The 19580-nt window shown below is 39.2% G+C and carries 13 protein-coding genes and 2 tRNA genes; 4 read left to right on the top strand and 11 right to left on the bottom strand.

Annotated elements, in window-relative coordinates:
• Window positions 1-177: 177 nt before the first annotated feature.
• The 11 genes from argH to ACTS4L_RS02325 form a co-directional block, all read right to left on the bottom strand.
• A complete protein-coding gene (argH, locus tag ACTS4L_RS02275; protein WP_440615414.1) occupies window positions 178-1602 on the bottom strand; it encodes an argininosuccinate lyase in 1425 nt (474 codons plus the stop codon).
• Window positions 1590-2708 carry a M20/M25/M40 family metallo-hydrolase gene (locus ACTS4L_RS02280; protein ID WP_440615413.1) on the bottom strand — a complete coding sequence of 373 codons (1119 nt, stop codon included), beginning with the start codon at window positions 2706-2708 and terminating at the stop codon, window positions 1590-1592. Before ACTS4L_RS02280 ends, argH begins: the two co-directional genes overlap by 13 nt.
• Window positions 2709-3521: an acetylglutamate kinase gene (gene argB / locus ACTS4L_RS02285; protein ID WP_440615412.1), complete on the bottom strand. Its 813-nt coding sequence runs from the start codon at window positions 3519-3521 to the stop codon at window positions 2709-2711.
• Window positions 3508-4539, bottom strand: coding sequence for an acetylornithine carbamoyltransferase (locus ACTS4L_RS02290; protein ID WP_440615411.1), 1032 nt, complete (start codon window positions 4537-4539; stop codon window positions 3508-3510). Before ACTS4L_RS02290 ends, argB begins: the two co-directional genes overlap by 14 nt.
• A 209-nt stretch (window positions 4540-4748) precedes the next feature.
• Entirely contained in the window at window positions 4749-5924 is a 1176-nt protein-coding gene (locus tag ACTS4L_RS02295) for an aspartate aminotransferase family protein (RefSeq protein WP_440615410.1), read from the bottom strand.
• A gap of 9 nt (window positions 5925-5933) precedes the next feature.
• A complete protein-coding gene (argC, locus tag ACTS4L_RS02300) occupies window positions 5934-6914 on the bottom strand; it encodes an N-acetyl-gamma-glutamyl-phosphate reductase (protein ID WP_440615409.1) in 981 nt (326 codons plus the stop codon).
• A gap of 9 nt (window positions 6915-6923) precedes the next feature.
• Entirely contained in the window at window positions 6924-8780 is a 1857-nt protein-coding gene (gene argG / locus ACTS4L_RS02305; protein ID WP_440615408.1) for an argininosuccinate synthase, read from the bottom strand.
• A 308-nt stretch (window positions 8781-9088) separates the two neighbouring features.
• Complete coding sequence (locus ACTS4L_RS02310; RefSeq protein WP_440615407.1) at window positions 9089-10762, bottom strand: SGNH/GDSL hydrolase family protein; 1674 nt, start codon at window positions 10760-10762, stop codon at window positions 9089-9091.
• A gap of 22 nt (window positions 10763-10784) precedes the next feature.
• Window positions 10785-12122: an OmpP1/FadL family transporter gene (locus ACTS4L_RS02315; protein WP_440615406.1), complete on the bottom strand. Its 1338-nt coding sequence runs from the start codon at window positions 12120-12122 to the stop codon at window positions 10785-10787.
• A gap of 226 nt (window positions 12123-12348) precedes the next feature.
• Window positions 12349-13269 (bottom strand): bile acid:sodium symporter family protein, encoded by a 921-nt coding sequence (locus tag ACTS4L_RS02320; RefSeq protein WP_440615405.1) that lies wholly within the window; start codon window positions 13267-13269, stop codon window positions 12349-12351.
• Window positions 13270-13448: 179 nt separating this feature from the next.
• Window positions 13449-13525 (bottom strand) — tRNA-Met (locus ACTS4L_RS02325).
• A 245-nt stretch (window positions 13526-13770) separates the two neighbouring features.
• Here ACTS4L_RS02325 and ACTS4L_RS02330 point away from each other — a divergent pair.
• From ACTS4L_RS02330 to ACTS4L_RS02345, 4 genes are all read left to right on the top strand, one after another.
• A complete protein-coding gene (locus tag ACTS4L_RS02330) occupies window positions 13771-14577 on the top strand; it encodes a ProQ/FINO family protein (protein WP_440615404.1) in 807 nt (268 codons plus the stop codon).
• A 173-nt stretch (window positions 14578-14750) separates the two neighbouring features.
• On the top strand, window positions 14751-15992 hold the full coding sequence (locus tag ACTS4L_RS02335; RefSeq protein ID WP_440615403.1) for a multidrug effflux MFS transporter: 1242 nt from the start codon (window positions 14751-14753) through the stop codon (window positions 15990-15992).
• Window positions 15993-16074: 82 nt separating this feature from the next.
• Complete coding sequence (locus ACTS4L_RS02340) at window positions 16075-19080, top strand: FAD-binding and (Fe-S)-binding domain-containing protein (RefSeq protein WP_440615402.1); 3006 nt, start codon at window positions 16075-16077, stop codon at window positions 19078-19080.
• A 103-nt stretch (window positions 19081-19183) separates the two neighbouring features.
• A tRNA-Arg gene (locus tag ACTS4L_RS02345) sits at window positions 19184-19260 on the top strand.
• The last annotated feature ends 320 nt before the right edge of the window (window positions 19261-19580 follow it).

The following is a 19580-nucleotide window of genomic DNA, read 5'->3' on the forward strand; positions in this document are numbered from 1 at the left end:
TACTGCAGGAAATATGACGTCCTATCTATGCTTATTTTGACTGGTAGTATAACAAATAAAGCCAAAACTCCCAGTGTGTATAGTTATTCCATTTATGCTTTATGTGTTTAGTGTCTGTCTACATTATAAACTTCAGTGATTTTGCATGATGGTATTGCAGCTTGTCACCTAGCACCTTTACATAATTTTCTCAATCGCAGAAATTGCATTTACAACATTGGTAACTGCCGTACCTCCTATTGCCTTTTTGCTATTCACCGCTGATTCAATGCTTAATATTTGGTAGACATCATCATCAATCATCACGGAAAAACGCTGAAACTCGGATAGGGTTAAATCATCCAATGATTTATTTTGACCTAAGGCAAAGGCGGTAATTTCTCCGACGATATGATGTGCCTTTCTAAAGGCAATCCCCTTTTTAGAGAGATAATCAGCCAACTCCGTTGCCACACAAAAACTGCCATCATAGTTTTTATCTTTATTCACCACTAAGCTTTCAACGGTTATCGTTGTGACTTTCAATAAGTCACTCACAGTATCAACAGCCGCAAAGAGTGCTTCTTTATCTTCTTGCAGATCTTTGTTATATCCCGATGGCAAGGCTTTAACGGTTGTTAATAATGCCACCAAATAGCCATTTAAACGTCCTGCTTTACCACGAACCAACTCCATTGCATCAGGGTTTTTCTTCTGCGGCATAAGTGATGAACCCGTTGTCACTAAATCACTCATTTCAATCAAGCTAAACTCGGTCGTTGAATAGATAATCATATCCTCGGCAAAACGACTTAGATGTGTACCAATAAGACTAATCGCGGCTAGCAGTTCAATAATGTAATCGCGATCACTTACCGCATCTAGGCTGTTTTGAGCAATCTTTTCAAAACCTAGCGTATCTGCCATTTTCTGGCGATCCAATGCCCAGGCATTGCCAGCAATTGCACCCATTCCTAAAGGTGAGATATTAACGCGTTTTTTAATATCTAACAGTCTCGCATAATCGCGTTTCAACATCTCATAAAAGGATAAGAAATAATGCCCCCACGTGATTGGTTGCGCCTGTTGTAAATGCGTATAACCCATAACAAATACATCAAAATTTGCTTTGGCTTGTGCGACAAAAGCCGCTTGTAAGCCTTTAATGAGATCACATAAATGCTCAATATGATCAAGCACCCATAACCTTGTCGCACAAGATACCTGTTCATTGCGCGATCTTCCGGTATTGGCTTTATAAGCAAGATCACCTACCTTATCAACCAGTGCCTGCTCAACAAAGGTATGAATATCCTCGACACCAGAATTGATAGCTTGTTGAATAAGCTGCGGATTGTTATTAACCTCATGCTCGATCTCTGCTAAGGCTTGATGCAATGCCTGTAATTCGTTATCAGATAAAACATCGATATCACAAAGCGCTTCAGTAAATGCTTTTGTCGCTTTGATATCATAAGGCAACAGTCGATAATCAAAACTCAATGATTCATTAAAGCGCACAAATAAAGGATTATTATCCTCACTAAAACGCCCACCCCAGAGTTTTTGTTTTTGTTGTTTTTCTTGTTTTTGTTGCGTTTTTTTATTAACTACTTCTGCCATGACTTATCCCTTAATTCATTAAAAAACGTGATAAAAAATTCAACGCCTTCGTTGATTTGCTCAAGATAAATAAATTCATCCGCACTATGTGAGCGCTTTGAATCGCCCGGTGAAAACTTAACACTTGGGCAATTCACAATCGCCTGATCTGAAGTCGTTGGCGAACCATAACTGTTGATGCCTTTTGCTAATAATGCCTGCATTAATGGATGCTCAAGTGGTGTTTTACTGGCTTTAATGCGTAGTGATCTGGGTGTAATTTCTGATGCCATATACTGACGCATAATGTGCAATACATCCTCATTACCATAGGCATCCGTCGATCTGACATCAACGACAAAATGACATTTTTCAGGGACAACATTGTGCTTCACACCAGCGTTGATCATCGTCACACTCATTTTCACATCACCCAATGTCTCTGAAGTTTGTGCAAATTGATAATTATTAATCCAATTAATATCATCAACAGCTTTTAATATTGCATTATCCCCTTCATTGCGTGCCGCATGCCCTGTCTTGCCATGGGCAATACAATCACAAACCATCAACCCCTTTTCACTAATGGCAAGCTCCATACTGGTTGGCTCACCAACGATCGCAAAATCAATAGCATCAAAAAATGTCAACGCCAACTCGGCACCATTTCTACCTGAGATCTCTTCTTCGGCAGCCGCGCATAATAATAAATTAAAAGGTAAATCTTCCCTTTGATAAAAATAACTAAACGTAGCTATCATGCTCACTAATGCACCACCGGCATCATTCGATCCCAAACCATATAACTTGCCATCAATTATCTCTGCACAATATGGATCACGAGTATAGCTCTTACTCGGTGGCACCGTGTCATGATGCGAAATCAGTAAAACGGATGGTTTCTTATCATCAAAATATTTATTTTTAGCACACACATTATTACCAACTAAGGTACTAGGGATACCGCGTTCAAATAGCCATTGTTGAATAAACGCCGCACTTTGTGCTTCGTCCTTTGAAACCGATGGGATTTCAATTAAACACTTGAGTAATGCCAAGGCTTCCGCTTGTTTATGTGTTATATCTTCTGATAATACATCTGAACATGGACTCATATCGTTTATCATCTAGCAAACCTCCTCTGCCAATCTGATTGCCGTTCCTTTACCTTTCTCGCCTTGCAAGGTGCGAGCAATATTATCCGCATTACTAATCACCACTTGATAAACGTGAGAAGCTAACGCATCAAAGCAATTCTCAAGTTTAACCAACATGCCTTGCTGAATATTATCTTCTGCTTTTAAACGTTGATAGACATTTAGATCTAAGGCTTCAATTAATGAGTCGGGATTGGCTATATCCTTATAAACCCCTGCCAAATCCATACAATAATATAAATTGACCTGATATTGATGCGCTAATGCTTTTGCAATCTGATATGCCACTGTGTCAGCATTGGTGTTTAAAAGCTGTCCCTTGCCATCATGCGTAATTGGTGAGATGACAGGTAAAAAGCCATTATTAATCAAATCAATTAATACATTACTATTGACGGCTTTCACATCGCCCACAAAACCAAAGTCATGCATCTTAGTTCCGCGTTTGTTACTTAGTAGCAAATTTGCATCGACACCACTTAATCCCCAAGCCTTAACACCCTTGGCTTGCAACTTAGCCACCATCTGTTTATTGATCATTCCAGCCAATACCATCATCACCAACTCTAATGACGCTTGATCAGTCACACGCCGGCCATTAATAAAGGTATACTCAACACCCAGACGCTTGGCTAATTGGCTGACCTGATCGCCACCGCCATGCACAATAACACATGGATCATTTTGCTGCGAAATAGCATGTAATAGCGTATTGAGCTTATTTTCATCATCAATTACCCGCCCACCTAATTTGATAATATTAAGCACTTTATTCAACTTCATCAGCATAAACCTTTTCAGCTAATAATGGCGCTTTTGGATGTTGCACCTTTAACGCATTAACAATTTCAGATAATACATATTGAGCGGCATACAGTCGATTCTCGGCTTGCTCAATGACGATTGAGCATTCAGAATCAAGCACCTCATCAGCAATCACTAAATTACGTCTAACAGGTAAGCAATGCATCACCTTGGCATTGGGGGCATTTTTCAGCTTCTCTTGAGTAATCATCCATTTATCATCGGTATTTATGACCTTGCCGTATTCTTTAGTGCTTGACCAATTCTTGACATAAATAAAATCGGCATCTTTCAATGCTTCATCCTGATCATATACCACTTGAGCATCACCGATAAATTCTAAATCCAACTCATAGCCTTCAGGATGTGTCACCACAAAGTCATAATCCATCAGTTGCATACTCTCAGCAAACGAATTTGCCACGGCATGCGGCAAGGCATTAACATGAGGCGCCCAACTTAACACAACTTTTGGTTTTTTAGATTTTTTAGATTTTTTAGGATGATTTGGCTTTTTATACTCTTCAATCGTTAGAATATCAGCCAGACTCTGCAAAGGATGACGCAAGGCTGACTCTAAATTCACTATTGGGCAATCCGTATATTTGTTAAATGCGCTAAAGATTTGCTCTTGGTAATCTTGCTCTTTGTCATTGAGCTTGGCAAATGAGCGAATCGCAACAATATCACAATAGCTTGCAATAACTTGTGCTGCCTCTTTGATATGCTCAGGTTTATCGGCATTCATCACCACACCTTCGTTAAACTCCAATGCCCAGCCATTATTGACATCAATCGGTAATACATTTAAACCAATATTTTGTGCCGCTTTTATCGTTGAAATCTTGGTGCGCAAACTCGGATTTAGAAAAATAATACCTAAAGTTTTATGCACCCCTAGCTTACCATTGGCATAGGGGTTTTGCTTAATCTCAATGCATGATTGAATCGCTTCTTGGATATTATCAATATCTTTAATACTTAAATACTGCTGCATGTTTGTTTTACTCCTAAAATGTGTGTTTCTTTTATCTTATGAATTCTCTGTTGGCTGAGCATTAGTCGAAGCCTTTATATTTGCGTTGGCTGAGCGTTAGTCGAAGCCATTATAAATGTTACCCCTCACCCGTACAGCTTAAGCTGCACGAGCAATCCCTCAAGGGGAGAGGTACCAGTTGATGAAGCTTATGCTGTCTTATTATTAAATTACCCTTCGACTTTGCTCAGGGTGCGGTTAACACTTTTAGATGAATGCTCAGCTTCAATCACTTCTTTTAATGCCACAATAAATGCATCAATATGCGATTTCTGAATCGTCAGTGCAGGCAGTAAACGCATCACTTCCCCTGCTTGAGCCACACCAGTAAATATATGCTTTTGCTTTAAAAGCGCATCACGAATTGCTTTGCAATCTAAGCTAAATTCAACACCTAGCATAAGCCCACGCCCGCGCACGGTTGTGACCTCTGGGATTTGCAACAATTGCTCTTTTAAATAAGTTCCTTGTTGTTTGGCATTATCAATAAGTGCTTCATAGTCGATAACTTCAAGTACAGCCAACATCGCAGCACAGGCAAGATAACTGCCACCAAAGGTTGTACCTAACATATTTTTCAATACTGGGATATTATCTTTGATCAACATGCCACCAACAGGAAAACCATTGCCCGCCCCCTTAGCAAAGGTAATTAAATCCGGTTTAATCCCTGATTGCTGGAAACTAAAAAACACACCTGTGCGTCCAAAGCCAGATTGAATTTCATCAACAATCAATTTTGCACCGTGCTCTTGACATAAGTCACTTGCAGTCTGTAGAAAATGCATATCCGGCTCATAGATACCAGCAATGCCTTGGACACCTTCAACAATCACTGCTGCCACGTCATTATCCATCGCTTTTGTCAACGCATCTATATCATTTAACGGCACACTGACAGTATGAAAGTTTCCAGAGAATGGTGATTGAATTGCTGGATTATCAGTAACGGCTAAAGCAAGGTTGGTACGTCCATGAAAGCTTTTATTAAAGCTAATTACTTTTTTGCGATTTGTTACAACGCCGGCAAGTTTAAGTGCATTTTCTACCGCTTCCGCCCCTGAGTTAACTAAAAATAACTGGTAATTATGACAACCACTTAATTGTGCAAGTTTATCTGCCAGATGCTGCTGCATCGGCATCTCAACACTATTGGAATAAAAGCCAATATGCTGCAACTGTTGAGTGATTCTTTCAATATAATGCGGATGACTATGCCCAATCGAGATCACCGCATGTCCACCATATAGATCAAGATATTGTTGACCATTTTCATCCCAAACATATAAATCTTGAGCTTTGCTCAATGCAATTGGATAACGCTCATATACTTCATATAAATTCATAACAACACCTTAAAAAACACTGGCTTTGAGGGACAAACCTAATTCTTCTGGCAAGCCAAACATAAGATTCATATTCTGCACGGCCTGCCCTGAAGCCCCTTTAATCAAATTATCAATGACACTGACAACATGCAGATAATCACCATGTTTTTTTGCAGATAATAAACAGCCATTAGTATTAACAACCATCTTTAAATCAGGTTCATGATCAAGTACTTTGACAAAGGCGCTTTGATCATAGAATGCTTGCAAGATTTGTTGTGCGCTTACTTCAGTTAAATCTGATTTAAAGTAAATCGAAGCAAAAATGCCACGACTAAAATTCCCTCGCATTGGCACAAATAATAGTTGATTATTTGCTGATAATTTAAGTGCCTGTTTAATTTCAGTCAGATGCTGATGCGAGAATGCTTTATAGACAGACATGTTATTGGTGCGCCAACTAAAATGTGAGGTTTCACTCGGCATTACTCCAGCACCTGTTGAACCAGTAATGGCATTAATATGAACATCTCCATCAACATAATCACGAAAAGGCGTTAATGCCAGAAGTATTGCTGTGGCAAAACACCCTGGATTGGCAATATTGGATGCTGCTGCAATGGTAGTTTGCTTAATGTCTGCCAAACCATAGACAAACTCTGGATTGGCTTGTGTATCTCGATGATCCTGACTTAAATCAATTATCTTAGTATCCGCTTTAAATCGATGGGATTTAAGCGCTTCTTTAGCTTGCCCATGACCCACACATAAAAACACGACATCGACATTATAATTTATCTCTTTATCAAATATGCGTTTATTATCGATCAGATAGAAATCATGGTGTGTTTTAGCGATTAACTCACCAGCTTGTGAGGTACTATGTATAAATTGAATATCAACCTGCGGGTGATGGGTAAGTAAACGCAAAAGCTCACCGGCGGTATAGCCTGCCCCGCCTAAAATACCGACATTTATTTTGCCTGTTATTTTGTTATTATGCGCCATCATAAAACCTTACCCTGTTACCGCTGCTTTGATTGAGCTTAATTGCGTTGTCTTGACTGATTTATCTTTATTCTGCAATTGATAATAAGCAGCAAGTTGTGTGCTCATCACTTTAGTAAATCCTTTGACATCATCACCACTGAAGCTTGCATTTTCCTCACCATATTTGGCATGTTGTACCTGCATTAAATCATGCTCAGATTGCACACCTAATAATACAAAGTGAAGTGGATAAAGTTTCACAAACACATCTCCTGTGACCTTTGCCTGCGTAGATAAGAGCAATGCTTCAATATCTCGTGCTGCCGGATCAAGAAACTGTCCTTCATGCACCATCTCAGCATAGGTATCACTTAAGCTTGTTTTAATTTTAAGCTGCGCTTTAGTCAGTACATGTTTTTCCAACAAATGATGTGCCTTTATCAGGATCAACGGTGCAGGAGCCTCAAAGCCGACACGTCCTTTGATATTGATAATGGTGTCACCGACATGAATGTCACGACCAATACCATATTGACTAGCAATGTCATTAAGCTTTTGAATGACTTGAATTGAATTTGATAATTCGTCATTTAAGGCAATGGGCTCGCCATTGATAAAGCTAATCTTTAGCGTTTGTTGATCATCTTGTGTTTTGCTCACCTGAGTTGGCCAAGCCTCATCTTTTAAATATAAATGTGAACTTAAAGTCTCAACACCACCAACAGAGGTGCCCCATAAGCCTTTATTAATCGAATAGTTTTTGCTACTTTCACTGCAACTTGCACCTGAATTAATTAAATATTCTTGCGTTGCTGCACGTGATAATTTCAAATCACGAATGGGGGTGATAATTTGAGCTTCTGGCGATAATATATGAAACATCAGATCAAAACGTACTTGATCATTACCGGCTCCCGTGCAACCATGTGCAATCTTAGTAATACCCATAGCATTTGCTACCTTAGCAATCGTCATTGCCTGAAAAGCGCGCTCAGCACTGACAGATAAAGGATAACAGTTATTCTTTAATGCATTGGCAAAGATCAAAAACTTAACACATTCCTGATAAAAATCTTTTGTGACATCAATACTTTGATGCGTTTTCGCGCCCAATTGATAAGCCCGGCGTTCAATCTGTGCTAATTCAATCGAGCTAAAACCACCTGTATTAACTGTTACTGTATGCACTTCCAAATCATGCTCTTGTTGCAAATACTTAACACAGAAACTTGTATCCAAACCTCCACTAAACGCGACAATAACCTTCATTGATTGCTCCTTTTTATTATCTTGATTCTTTTGTAATACACCTTGCTCTTGCTGTTCTTTTTGCTTTTGTTTTCTTTGTGGATCGTAAAGCATCCCCGTGCATAAACAGTTTTGATATTCTTTGGCTTGTAAAATAGCGAAGTTCACGCAACTCATGCATCCTTGCCAAAATGTTTTATCGGTCGTTAAGCCAGTAAAAGCTGCGGGTTCATAACCCAACTCATAGTTAATACGCATCACCTGCGGATTGGTCGTTAACCCAAAGATCTTGGCATTAGGGTAATATTCACGCGCTAACATAAATGCTTTTGACTTCAAGGCTTTGGATAAACCTAAATTGCGATATTCTGGGAAAACAATTAAGCCTGAATTAGACACATATGCTTTATCTTGCCATGACTCGATATAACAAAAGCCTACAATCTGATTAAGCAGGCGATCAATGGCAATCACTGCATGTTTTGAGCGTATTTTTTGCTGCAAATAGTTCACACTACGCTTGGCAATACCGGTCTTTCTTTGCTTAGCACTTTCTTCAATCTGTGCGGCAATCACACTGGCAAAATGACAATGCGTACTATTAGCAATAACAATGTCGACATGACTTAGCTTCATCTAGGTGCTTATTTGTTAATCCAAACGAAGCTCAACGATAGCAAAGCCTTAATGATAGATAAAATTCATTTTTTATATTTTTTGATGAATTAAATTCATCAAAAAATGATTTTCCATTTGTGAATTAGGCTATGACCATATTACTACCCACTTTGATTTTGTAAGCGTTGGCTGAGCGTAAGTCGAAGCCTCTATGAAGTGTGATTTTCCCAAGCTTACCCACTTCGACTGATGCTCAGTGCATCGCCTCGACTTACGCTAAGGGTACGGTGAGCACTTATGGGTTAATATTTAGTCTTAGCCGTGAATTAATCAAAAGCTTCCATTGCTTTAGCGATTTTTGCAGCAATCACTTGATGCGTTTCTGCTGTTGGATGCACCGTGTCTTCAAATAGATGCTTTTTGTTATCCGCTTGCGGTGTGCACAATAGTGCAGAATTAGTGAGTGCTGCCAACGGATTGGCCTGAGTAACAGGTGCTTGTTTACAGGCAGGTGTTGTTGTGTCATCAAACTGATAGTTTTGACCTAATGCCGAGATTTCATAGTTTGCAACCATATCATTCATTAGATTAAATACATCAATAGGTACAATTTTAATACTCGGATCTTGTTTCTGTAGTGTGCCTAACATATTATTTAATGCGGTATTATAAGCAACAGATGCTTTCTCTAGCGCCGATTGTTGGTTGGCTGCGATAGCCAATGGTGTTAAACCAATATTTGGTAAGAACAGTACAACAAACTTCTTCGCACCATGGGCTGCTAAATATTGAACATCATAGGCAATATCACCTGCTGCTTGCGTCATAACCTGTGCTACCGCTGCTGGGCTTGGTGTTGGTTGCTTTGCAACCTCAAGGAATAGGTTGTTGGCACCGCCCCATAAAATATAGACTTTATTTGGATCTGCATGCTTTAATGGCTGCTGCGACAAATAGCTATCTATTTGATTATAGTTTTCAAGCTGATCATAGACAGGCTGCAAATCAGCATCGGTCGCTTTAGGACAACTATAAGCAGGTTGTCCATTCACTTGTGGAATAGGTCCAATGGGTGATGGCATATATAGAGGAACATTTCCAGGTGGAAGTAATTGCTGTCCTAATGCCGTAAACATCGCTTGCGGCAAAACAAGTCCAATGCCTGCACAAGTCGTTGTTGCACCACCTTGGGCATAATTATTACCTACTAAGCCTTTACTTTCCGTATCAAGTGAAACATTTAAAATGGCTTGTAATAAAGGGTTAATCTGAGCATACCATACAGAATATGCTACCTTTATTGGCTGCATATAATGGCTATTATTAGGTAAAGCCGTTGCACTTGATGCCCCAACCAACTTAGCCAAATTAGTTGCCCATACATTGCCACCTGGCGTGGTATAGGTTGTCGATTTATCAGTTGTCGTTCCTGGAACTTTTGGCCATGCAGGTAGTACATTGGGTAAAAATGCATGCAACCCTTTAACTAAAGCAGCTAGCTGATCTTGCACACCTGCATCCGATAAGCTATCACCAAACACCACAAATTCTTGCCCTTTATCACCTTTAACCGTAACCGTTTGTGTTGTGCTACCAACACTGATAGTTAAAGTATCCTGTTGATTATATTGGGTACTCGTTGTTGGTGCATAGCTCAAACTAAACTGACAACTTTGACCATTACTAATGGCTTGTGCACATGTCCCAAGATTAACAGTAAACCCAGCATTTGGATTGGATTGTGTTACAGTCACCTGATATGCATTAGATTGACCAACTGCACCAATACTTTGATCGCCAACACTTACCGTGAACTCTTTTTGATTATTTTGATTGATATCAGCATGGATCACATTATCCGTCGGTGAGCTAACATTCACAGCAACACCAGCGCTGTCACCGCCACCTCCGCCGCCACAGGCAGATAATAGCATTGCGGCAGCCAGCACACTGATTTCTTTCCACGCTTTTTTATATTGCAAAAACTTTATATTCATCATCTTTGTACCCTATTTATTAATATTAGAATTTATATCTCAGCGCTAAACCAAAGATATCGGCAAACCCACGATAGTTCGCAGACACCTTGTTTTGCTCAATATCTGGAATATTGGCATTTGAACCGGTATATTCAGTAACATTGATACTTTGATTAAGCATGAAAATATGCTCATAGACGGCATCAATTGAGAAGTGATCATTGACATGATACGTGCCACCGAGTGTCACCCAAATGCGATTAGTATCTGGCATTCTTGCATCTCTTGTTTCTGATACCGTTGGAGTTTGATCATATGCCACACCCGTTCTTACCGACCAATGCGGCGTAATCTTATAATCGGTACCTAATGAGAATAACCAACTGTTTTTCCAACCTAACTGCATCGTTGAAGAAGTTGAATAGCCTCCTGGGGTATCAATGGTCAGCTTATCTAATGTGCTCCACATCGTATACTGCACAGTGCCTCTAACTTGCCACTTTGACGTAATAGCTTGAGTAATACCAAAGTTAATCACACCCGGTGTTCTAAACGAAGTCGAGGCATCAGAAATATAGCTATTATAAGGTGCTCCTGGTGTTATTGGTGTGCTTCCTGTTGGCAGTAACCACTGATTGCCTGAGCCTTCAATATTCATCTTAACTGGTGTGCGATAACTCAAACCAAAATACGTCGCTTTCACTGGGTGAAACATCACACCAAAAATACCACCAATACCCCAGCCATTACCGTTAATACTCGTCGCTTGATTTGTTGGTGTGGCTAATTCACCATCGTAGTTTGAAAACTCAGCACTGGCATATTGGATTTGCAAGCCTGCGGCAATTGATATTTCAGGAATAATATTAAAAGCAATCTCAGGCGTTAGATTCACCACTTCAATAGATGTTTTCTGTGCAGCATAGCGCACCACAGAGTTATCATCATAATTTGTCTTCATCCCCCAAGGTGCAGTTAATGCCACACCCGCAGCTAATCGGTCATTAATGCGCCATGCACCATATAAATTAGGCACTAGCGCTCCCTCAACCACACTATTTTGTGATGATGCGCCTGATACTGGATCATCTGCAAAAGGGATCGTACTATAATGCACACCATGACTTGCTTGTGCATTAGTCATTTTCACACTAGGCAAGATATAGCTGCCGCCAATGTATACACTGCTACTTTTAACAAAGCCCAAGTTAGCGGGGTTATTAAAGATACTACTGACATCATCTGGGCTGGCAGCACTTCCTGCCATTGCCATTCCTTGTAAGTAAACACTGTTTTCATTGACCTGAAAGCCTGCTGCCTCGAGCCGACAAGTCATGGCAAAAGCTACTGCCAAAAATGACAGTTTATGTAGTTTTTTCATATTTTCCCCTCTTTCAAAAACACTCTCTCACACATGTATTTAATCTACATGAAAAACAGGGAGATTGTACTAATTCTGACTGCTTAGTCAAATCAGCACAGGCATAATCCACATGAAAAGACCTCATAAATACAATACACTCTCCTTATTGAGTAATTTATTTACTGATTAGTCTAGGCTTAATCCATCATATGCTGCACTTGCACATCACTGTTTTTATTGATTCTTATTGAGCTTTTTTGACATTTGATAACAAGCTCACCAATATAGGTCCTGCAATATTCTGCCACACAGCGTAAAGTGTTCCGGCAATGGCTGCAAGTTTACCAAAAAATAAAATCGCAATCACAATCCCTAAACCAACATCAAGAATACTAAATTCAAATAATAGTGCCAGCGCGCTTTTGTGATCCAGTCTAAATAGCTTTCCTAAGCTATAGCCAACAACAGAGGCTAATGCATGCAGTAATACAACTGCAATGCATAGTTTCAAAGATACATGCCATAATGCTTCTTTATTCAATGCCACCACAATCATCACAACGATCACAATCGTTATAATTGCGAGTAATGAAAGCTTATTTAAGGTGTGTGGTTTGAGTGCGATAAAACGCTGAAAAATAATGCCTGCCACTATTGGTAACACGACAATCATCAAAGTCGTCGTTAAAATACCAACCCAAGGAATTGTTACTGTTTTATGCAAAAACAAATACAATATTAACGGCATAATGATTGGCGCCAATAGCGTTGTAACCAATGTAAGGCTCACAGTTAATGACAGATTTGCTTTAGATAATAACGACATGACGTTAGATGCCGTCCCGCCAGGACACGCTCCCACAATCACAAGACCAATCAATGCATAACTATCCAGATGAAGTATTCGCCCTATCATGTATGCTATCAGTGCCGTAACAAAGGATTTCAATAGAATAATCAGCACAAAACGCCACCGTATTTCAATAATTTGACGCATGTCTTTCAATGAAACATTAATACCCACTAAAAACATAATAATCCCTAAAAATAAAGGGATAAGTGCTTTTAATGGCGCAAAGATCTCAGGCAAACATAATGCAAACAGCGCACCACATATCACAATGATAGAAAATGACTTGATCACAGCGTAATTATTTAACTTCATGCTTTTACCCTATAAAATGACAACTCAAAACAAAATGATAGTCTCTCAATAAAAAAAGCGTACTACAAGTTGCTATTTTATGGCACCGTCGACTTAACTCCATCGCCGTTAGGCTACTGTCGAGGATGATTTGTTTAATAGCTTAGGCACATCATATAAGCCAGATATGGTTTTGAAGATGGTAGCTACGACTGGACTTGAACCAGTGACCCCAGCATTATGAATGCTGTGCTCTAACCAGCTGAGCTACGTAGCCACGACAGGGACGCATATTAGCAAGATTGGTTTTGTTGTCAATGATTTTTTTTATTTTTATCCCCGCACCTGCAAAAATAGCTGATAGATACTGTTTTTTGCTGGGATTGTGTCTATAATGTCCGCCTTATTGCTACAGCAAGATTGACTAAGAAGCGATTTCATCACTGCGCTTATCTCTTAATATTAGTTGTTGTAATAGTGTATAAACAAAATACGAATAAACATAAAGTAGGAACATTTTAGATGTCTGATGGTAGAAATAAACTTAACGATTTTTCATTATTAAAATCATTGGTCGGTGGCAAAAGCATAAAAGACAAAACAGATCGTTTACGTAAAGCACATGCTGCAAAACGCAATGAAACGAGTGATACCAAAGCGACAAACTCAACGCCCAGACCAAACACTGCCACCAAGCAGGCGCCTCAGACAAGACAGGAACGTGTCAACCAACCACGCACACCATTTCGTATGCCACAATATGGTCAAAAACAACATGAAGAGCTTGTTGTTGACATGCCTGATGCTCAAGAAGATGAACTAATCATTGAGATAGATCTACAAAAAGAGCTCTATAAAGAAGAGCAACGTCTATTTAAATGGCTTTGCATGCGTTTTCCAAAATGTTTCAATCCACGCGATAAGCGTCCGTTGAAAATCGGTATAAGTGATGATATTGAAATTATTTATTATAACGAGCATTTTGCACCAATTGATCAATATGTTCTGAAAAAAGTGATTAAACGCTATGTTGGCGACACCCGCTATCAACGCTCGGTGCTTGAGCACAAGCAGCGTTTCAACCTTTATGGTAAGCCAGTTGAGACATTCAGTGACGATCATATTGCCTATGCTAAACAGCGTTTAGATGAAATTGCTGAGAAAGCTTACCTACGCTCTCAAGGCATTGATATTAAAACATATTATCAACAAAAACGTGAACAAGAGCTGCAAGAACAACAAGAAAAGCAAGCATTAGAACAAACTGAAAACGCCGATCAAACAACTCATATTGATACTCAAACTCACGATACAAAAACGAACTCATAACGTTTTAACTTTTCCTTTAATACTCAAGCACCCTATTCTCTGAATCTTTTTTTCTCATATCACATCATCAAAAGACTTACCGTATCTTTTTGTAAGCTCTGCTTGTACTCAATTGAACACTTGATCAATACATGCTAAATTGTACACATGTTCTATTTATTACGGCTATATCTATGACTAATGATAATATTTCCGCAGGCAAGTCAAGTATTTTACTATTGAGCATTGTGAGCATATTACTTGGCTGTAGCTATTTTATGGCATCAGACATGTATGTCCCAAGCCTACCCAACATGAGTGATGCGCTATCTACAAGCTCAAGTATGGCACGCATGACAATTGCTGTATTTTTAATTGCTTTAGCCTTGTCTCAACTTTTTTATGGTCCAGCCTCTGATAAGTTTGGTCGCAAAAGAATTATTTTTATTGGCGCTAGCATCTATTTAATTGGCAGTTTAATTTGTATGTTCTCTTGGAATATTTATGTACTGATTATTGGTCGAGTTATTCAAGGAGCTGGAACCGGTGCTTTATTATCATTATCTCGAGTGATTGTTCAAGATTCGGTAGCTAAGGATAAATTTATTCATATCGTCGGTTGGTTAAGTCTCTTTTTTATGCTTGCTCCAGCAGGTGCACCAGTACTTGGCGGCTTAATTGAAACCTACTTTAATTGGCGTATTAGTTTTCTCGTGATGTTCATACTTGTTGTTATAACAACGTTGATCGTTGCCACACGTATGCCCGAAACTCTCCCACCACACAGAAGAAATATTAATGCCTTAGGCCCTAAACACTTACTCGCAAACTATCTTGAAATATTAAAACATACTCCTTTTGTTATATATACTTTTTGTATGATTGCTGGATTTTCTGGCATTGTTGCTTTTTACACTGTTGGACCCTTTATCCTCATTAACAAATACGGCATGAGTCCACAGAATTTTGGCTTTCTATCCATTGCGATCATTGGCTGTGCTTTTATTGCTCGCTTATATATGTCAATCATTTCCCTTAAGAAATTTGGTCCACTAAAAACACTATTTCAAGGACTATCTTTAATGGTGTTAGCAAGTACGATTTTAGTTATAACCTCAATCTTGGGGTTGGCACACGAAAGAATACTAATCATCTGCGTTATGCTTTATGCTATGGGCAGCAGCATCGTAGGGCCAACTGTTGTTGGTGTTGCGCTTTCTTTCTTTAGCCATAAAGCGGGTGCTGCTAATGCTGTTTATGGCTTCTTACAGATGTTTGGACTATTTATAGTAAGCTCAGTTGCAGCAATCATTCCTGCTGAAATTTCTGCTTATGCGCTAATTATTTTTGTCATGTCATTTGCTGCTTTAACGTTTTTGAGCATTCTCACCTTTAGACAACACACCTCATCACTTCATAAAACAGCCTGTGCTTAATAATTCCCAATGCATAGGCTTGACAAACAAAAGGGCTTGGCTAGATACTAGTGCAATATAAACAAATATATACCATTACGCGATGTTGCCTATTCTTGATAAATTCTCCACTGAACACACCCTCTGCAAAACGTTTACAAATGAACTGCTAACTTCAGGCTTTAAAGGTGATATACAGCATGATTACGCCACCAGAGTCAGTAGCTCAATTGATAATAGTATATATCAAGTCGTGCCTGAGCTTGTCCTTTTCCCTAAAGAACATACTGATATTCTCAAGATTTTCACTTTAGCAAATAGCCAAGCCTTCCAAACACTCAAGTTTAGCGCACGTGGAGCTGGCACTGGCACCAATGGTCAATCGCTAACTTCTGGCATTATTATCGATACCAGTCGCTATATGAATAATATTTTAGAGATTAATCTAAAAGAAAATTATGTTTCAGTTGAGCCTGGTGTTGTACTAGATCAGCTTAATGAAGTGCTTGCACCACATAACGTTTTTTTTGCACCTAATCTATCACCAAGTAATCGTGCTACCATTGGCGGCATGGCAAGCACAGATGCTTGCGGTAAAGGCTCACGCATTTATGGGCGCACCAGTGAACACTTATTGGAATTAGAATGCGTATTAAGTGATGGTCAGCGCGTGTCATTTGAAAAAATAGATGCCAATAACCTAGATACACTTATTGATAAACACTCTAGGCGACACTCATTATTGAGTAAAATTTATCGATCAGTTGCAACTGAAGTTATTGCCCAATATGACAAGATCACTGCGCAATTTCCAAAACTTGATCGCTTTATGACAGGATACAATCTTGCTAAGTGCTATGATCCGCATAAACATAGTGTCAATCTTAATTATCTGATTTCAGGTGCTGAAGGCACACTGGCGTTTATTACCAAGCTTAAGTTAAAACTCACTGCTATTCCAAGTCACAAAATCTTATTCGCGATTAGCTATAGTGATTTTGACTTAGCATTACGCGATGCTAAAAGCCTATTGAGCTTAGACCCTGCAGCGATTGAAACCATTGATGATAATATTCTAAAACTTGCCAAAGAGGATGAGATTTACCCGCAAATTCGCCCTATGCTGGAAGTACACACCAATCATGCCATTGCTGCCATTAATTTGGTTGAGTTTATTGCTCATAGCGCTGAAGAGCTCAGCACCTTAATAAAGCAGGCAAAAGAACATCTAAACACGCAAGAACGTAGTTTCTATCTTGCAACTGATCAAGATGAAATGACTGTATTATGGGAGCTGCGCAAAAAAGGTGTGGGCTTATTAGGTGCGATGAAGGGTGCCAAAAAGCCCATTCCATTTATGGAAGATACTGCTGTTCCACCTGAAAATCTTGCTGATTATATTGTTGAACTAAGAGCGCTTTTGGATAGTTATAACCTGCGTTATGGAATGTTTGGCCACGTTGATGTTGGCTGCTTGCATATGCGTCCAGCTTTGGATATGAATGACCCAAAAGATCAAGCGTTGGTTGTCAAATTAACCAAAGAGGTTAATGATCTTGTTAAAAAATATGGCGGTGTTTATTGGTCAGAACATGGCAAAGGCTTTAGAAGTGAATACGTCAAAGACTACTTTGGTGATGAACTGCATACTTCTTTGCAGAAAATCAAAAAAGCATTTGACCCGTATAACAAACTAAATCCAGGGAAAATCGTTGTGCCTTTTGCTAGCAATGATGAACTGGTTAAGGTCAATGGCCCCTTTCGCGGCAATGAAGATGCTAAGGTTGATAGCAATACCCAAAAGCTATTCTCAGGCGCATTTGATTGCAATGGCAATGCCGCTTGCTTAAATTACCATCCTGATCAAGTGATGTGCCCATCCGCTAAGGTGTCACATAACTGGGTTTACTCCCCCAAGGGGCGCACCGCACTTTTACGTGAATGGTTAAAACAACTTACCGAGAAAAGCTATCAACCTAATCCATTTTCTACTGCTGCATCCAATAAAAGACAAAACGCCAACAAAAATGACTTCTCTTACGAGGTCTATCAATCGCTTGATAAATGCTTAGGCTGCAAAGCATGTGCCACTGCTTGCCCAATCAAGGTGGATATACCGGCAATGAAACCAATGTTTTTAGCAGAATATCATAAACGCTACAAGCGCCCTTTAAAGGACTATGCCATCAAATATGTAGAACAAACAGCCAAATGGCAGAGCTTAATCCCTTCATTAATGAACGCAGTACAATCCGCACCCTTTATAAAAACATGGGTAAACAATAAACTGAAACTTGTTGATGCACCACTTCTGTCTAAGGAAACCTTAAAAGTAGGTCTTAGAAAACGTAATGCGCCAAGCTTTAGCATTGAAAAACTAAAAGTACAACAGGCAATCAACCCTCAAAAAACAGTCTGCATAGTTCAAGATGCATTTACAAGCTTTTACAACGCTGACGTTGTCTTGGCAGTATATGACCTATTAACAAAACTTGGTTTTTATGTCTTTGTATTACCCTTTTATGAAAATGGCAAAGCTGCACACGTCAAAGGATTTTTAACTTACTTCCACAAAAAAGCCGCACGTGCTACTGATTTTTATAATCAAATTGCTCGCTTAAATGTCCCGCTTATTGGCATTGATCCAAGCATGACCTTAGTCTATCGTGATGAGTATCGCACGGTATTAAAAGACCAAGTACAATTTAAAGTTGAGTTGTTACAGGAATGGCTTGTTAAACAGCTAGCAACCATTAATATTACAGTCAAAGAGCACACGACAACATTGTCTTTATTAGCTCACTGCTCAGAACGCGCGCTTGCTGCAGTATCAATGCTTCACTGGCAGAAAATTTTTAAAGCGTTTGGTGCCAAGCTTATAATTGAAAAGGTTGGTTGTTGTGGTATGGCTGGTACTTTTGGACATGAAAAAGATAATCTTACATTATCCAAAGAGATTTATGCTTCAAGCTGGCAAAAGAAAATAGATATGGAAAATCTAAACAAGCAATATCTTGCAACAGGCTTCTCTTGTCGCTGTCAGGTTAAACGTTTTAGCAATAAACAATTACATCACCCTGCCGTTCACCTTCTGGAGTTAATCAATTAATCTAAAAAATTAAAATCAGCGGATTCAGGCATATGTTACTGGATTTTAATGTCGATTTTTGCTAACTTCACAGCCCTACAATGTTATTAGATTGCAAAGTTTTGCACCCGTAGCTCAGCTGGATAGAGCGTTGGCCTCCGGAGCCAAAGGTCGGACGTTCAAATCGTCTCGGGTGCGCCAGCTTTAAAGCCCTATAAAAAAAGACATACAGACGTAATCACCAAGCAGTACAAAAGAGAACCAAAAAACCAATAGGTAACATATAGGTAACAAAAAAATCTGCATAATTTCATCAGATTATACCTATTAGAAATTATGGTACCGACAGGTCTGACGGCACCATGATGATGCTTGCACATGTATTATAAGGAAAAAATATGAAATATTCACATTTAAGCAAGCATTAGCGGTGTGCAATAAAACCAACAGCAAGTTTGTGTAAACTTAACGTATTTTCGAAAACATCTTGATATATACTGAGTATTTACTAAAATAACTAC

The sequence above is a fragment of the Cysteiniphilum sp. 19S12-1 genome (assembly GCF_052030685.1).
Classification (GTDB): Bacteria; Pseudomonadota; Gammaproteobacteria; order Francisellales; family Francisellaceae; genus Caedibacter.

Coding starts and splice junctions, on each gene's coding strand:
- argH (WP_440615414.1), bottom strand. CDS start 1,602: ATGGCAGAAGTAGTTAATAAAAAAACGCAACAAAAACAAGAAAAACAA.
- ACTS4L_RS02280 (WP_440615413.1), bottom strand. CDS start 2,708: ATGATAAACGATATGAGTCCATGTTCAGATGTATTATCAGAAGATATA.
- argB (WP_440615412.1), bottom strand. CDS start 3,521: ATGAAGTTGAATAAAGTGCTTAATATTATCAAATTAGGTGGGCGGGTA.
- ACTS4L_RS02290 (WP_440615411.1), bottom strand. CDS start 4,539: ATGCAGCAGTATTTAAGTATTAAAGATATTGATAATATCCAAGAAGCG.
- ACTS4L_RS02295 (WP_440615410.1), bottom strand. CDS start 5,924: ATGAATTTATATGAAGTATATGAGCGTTATCCAATTGCATTGAGCAAA.
- argC (WP_440615409.1), bottom strand. CDS start 6,914: ATGGCGCATAATAACAAAATAACAGGCAAAATAAATGTCGGTATTTTA.
- argG (WP_440615408.1), bottom strand. CDS start 8,780: ATGAAGCTAAGTCATGTCGACATTGTTATTGCTAATAGTACGCATTGT.
- ACTS4L_RS02310 (WP_440615407.1), bottom strand. CDS start 10,762: ATGATGAATATAAAGTTTTTGCAATATAAAAAAGCGTGGAAAGAAATC.
- ACTS4L_RS02315 (WP_440615406.1), bottom strand. CDS start 12,122: ATGAAAAAACTACATAAACTGTCATTTTTGGCAGTAGCTTTTGCCATG.
- ACTS4L_RS02320 (WP_440615405.1), bottom strand. CDS start 13,269: ATGAAGTTAAATAATTACGCTGTGATCAAGTCATTTTCTATCATTGTG.
- ACTS4L_RS02330 (WP_440615404.1), top strand. CDS start 13,771: ATGTCTGATGGTAGAAATAAACTTAACGATTTTTCATTATTAAAATCA.
- ACTS4L_RS02335 (WP_440615403.1), top strand. CDS start 14,751: ATGACTAATGATAATATTTCCGCAGGCAAGTCAAGTATTTTACTATTG.
- ACTS4L_RS02340 (WP_440615402.1), top strand. CDS start 16,075: ATGTTGCCTATTCTTGATAAATTCTCCACTGAACACACCCTCTGCAAA.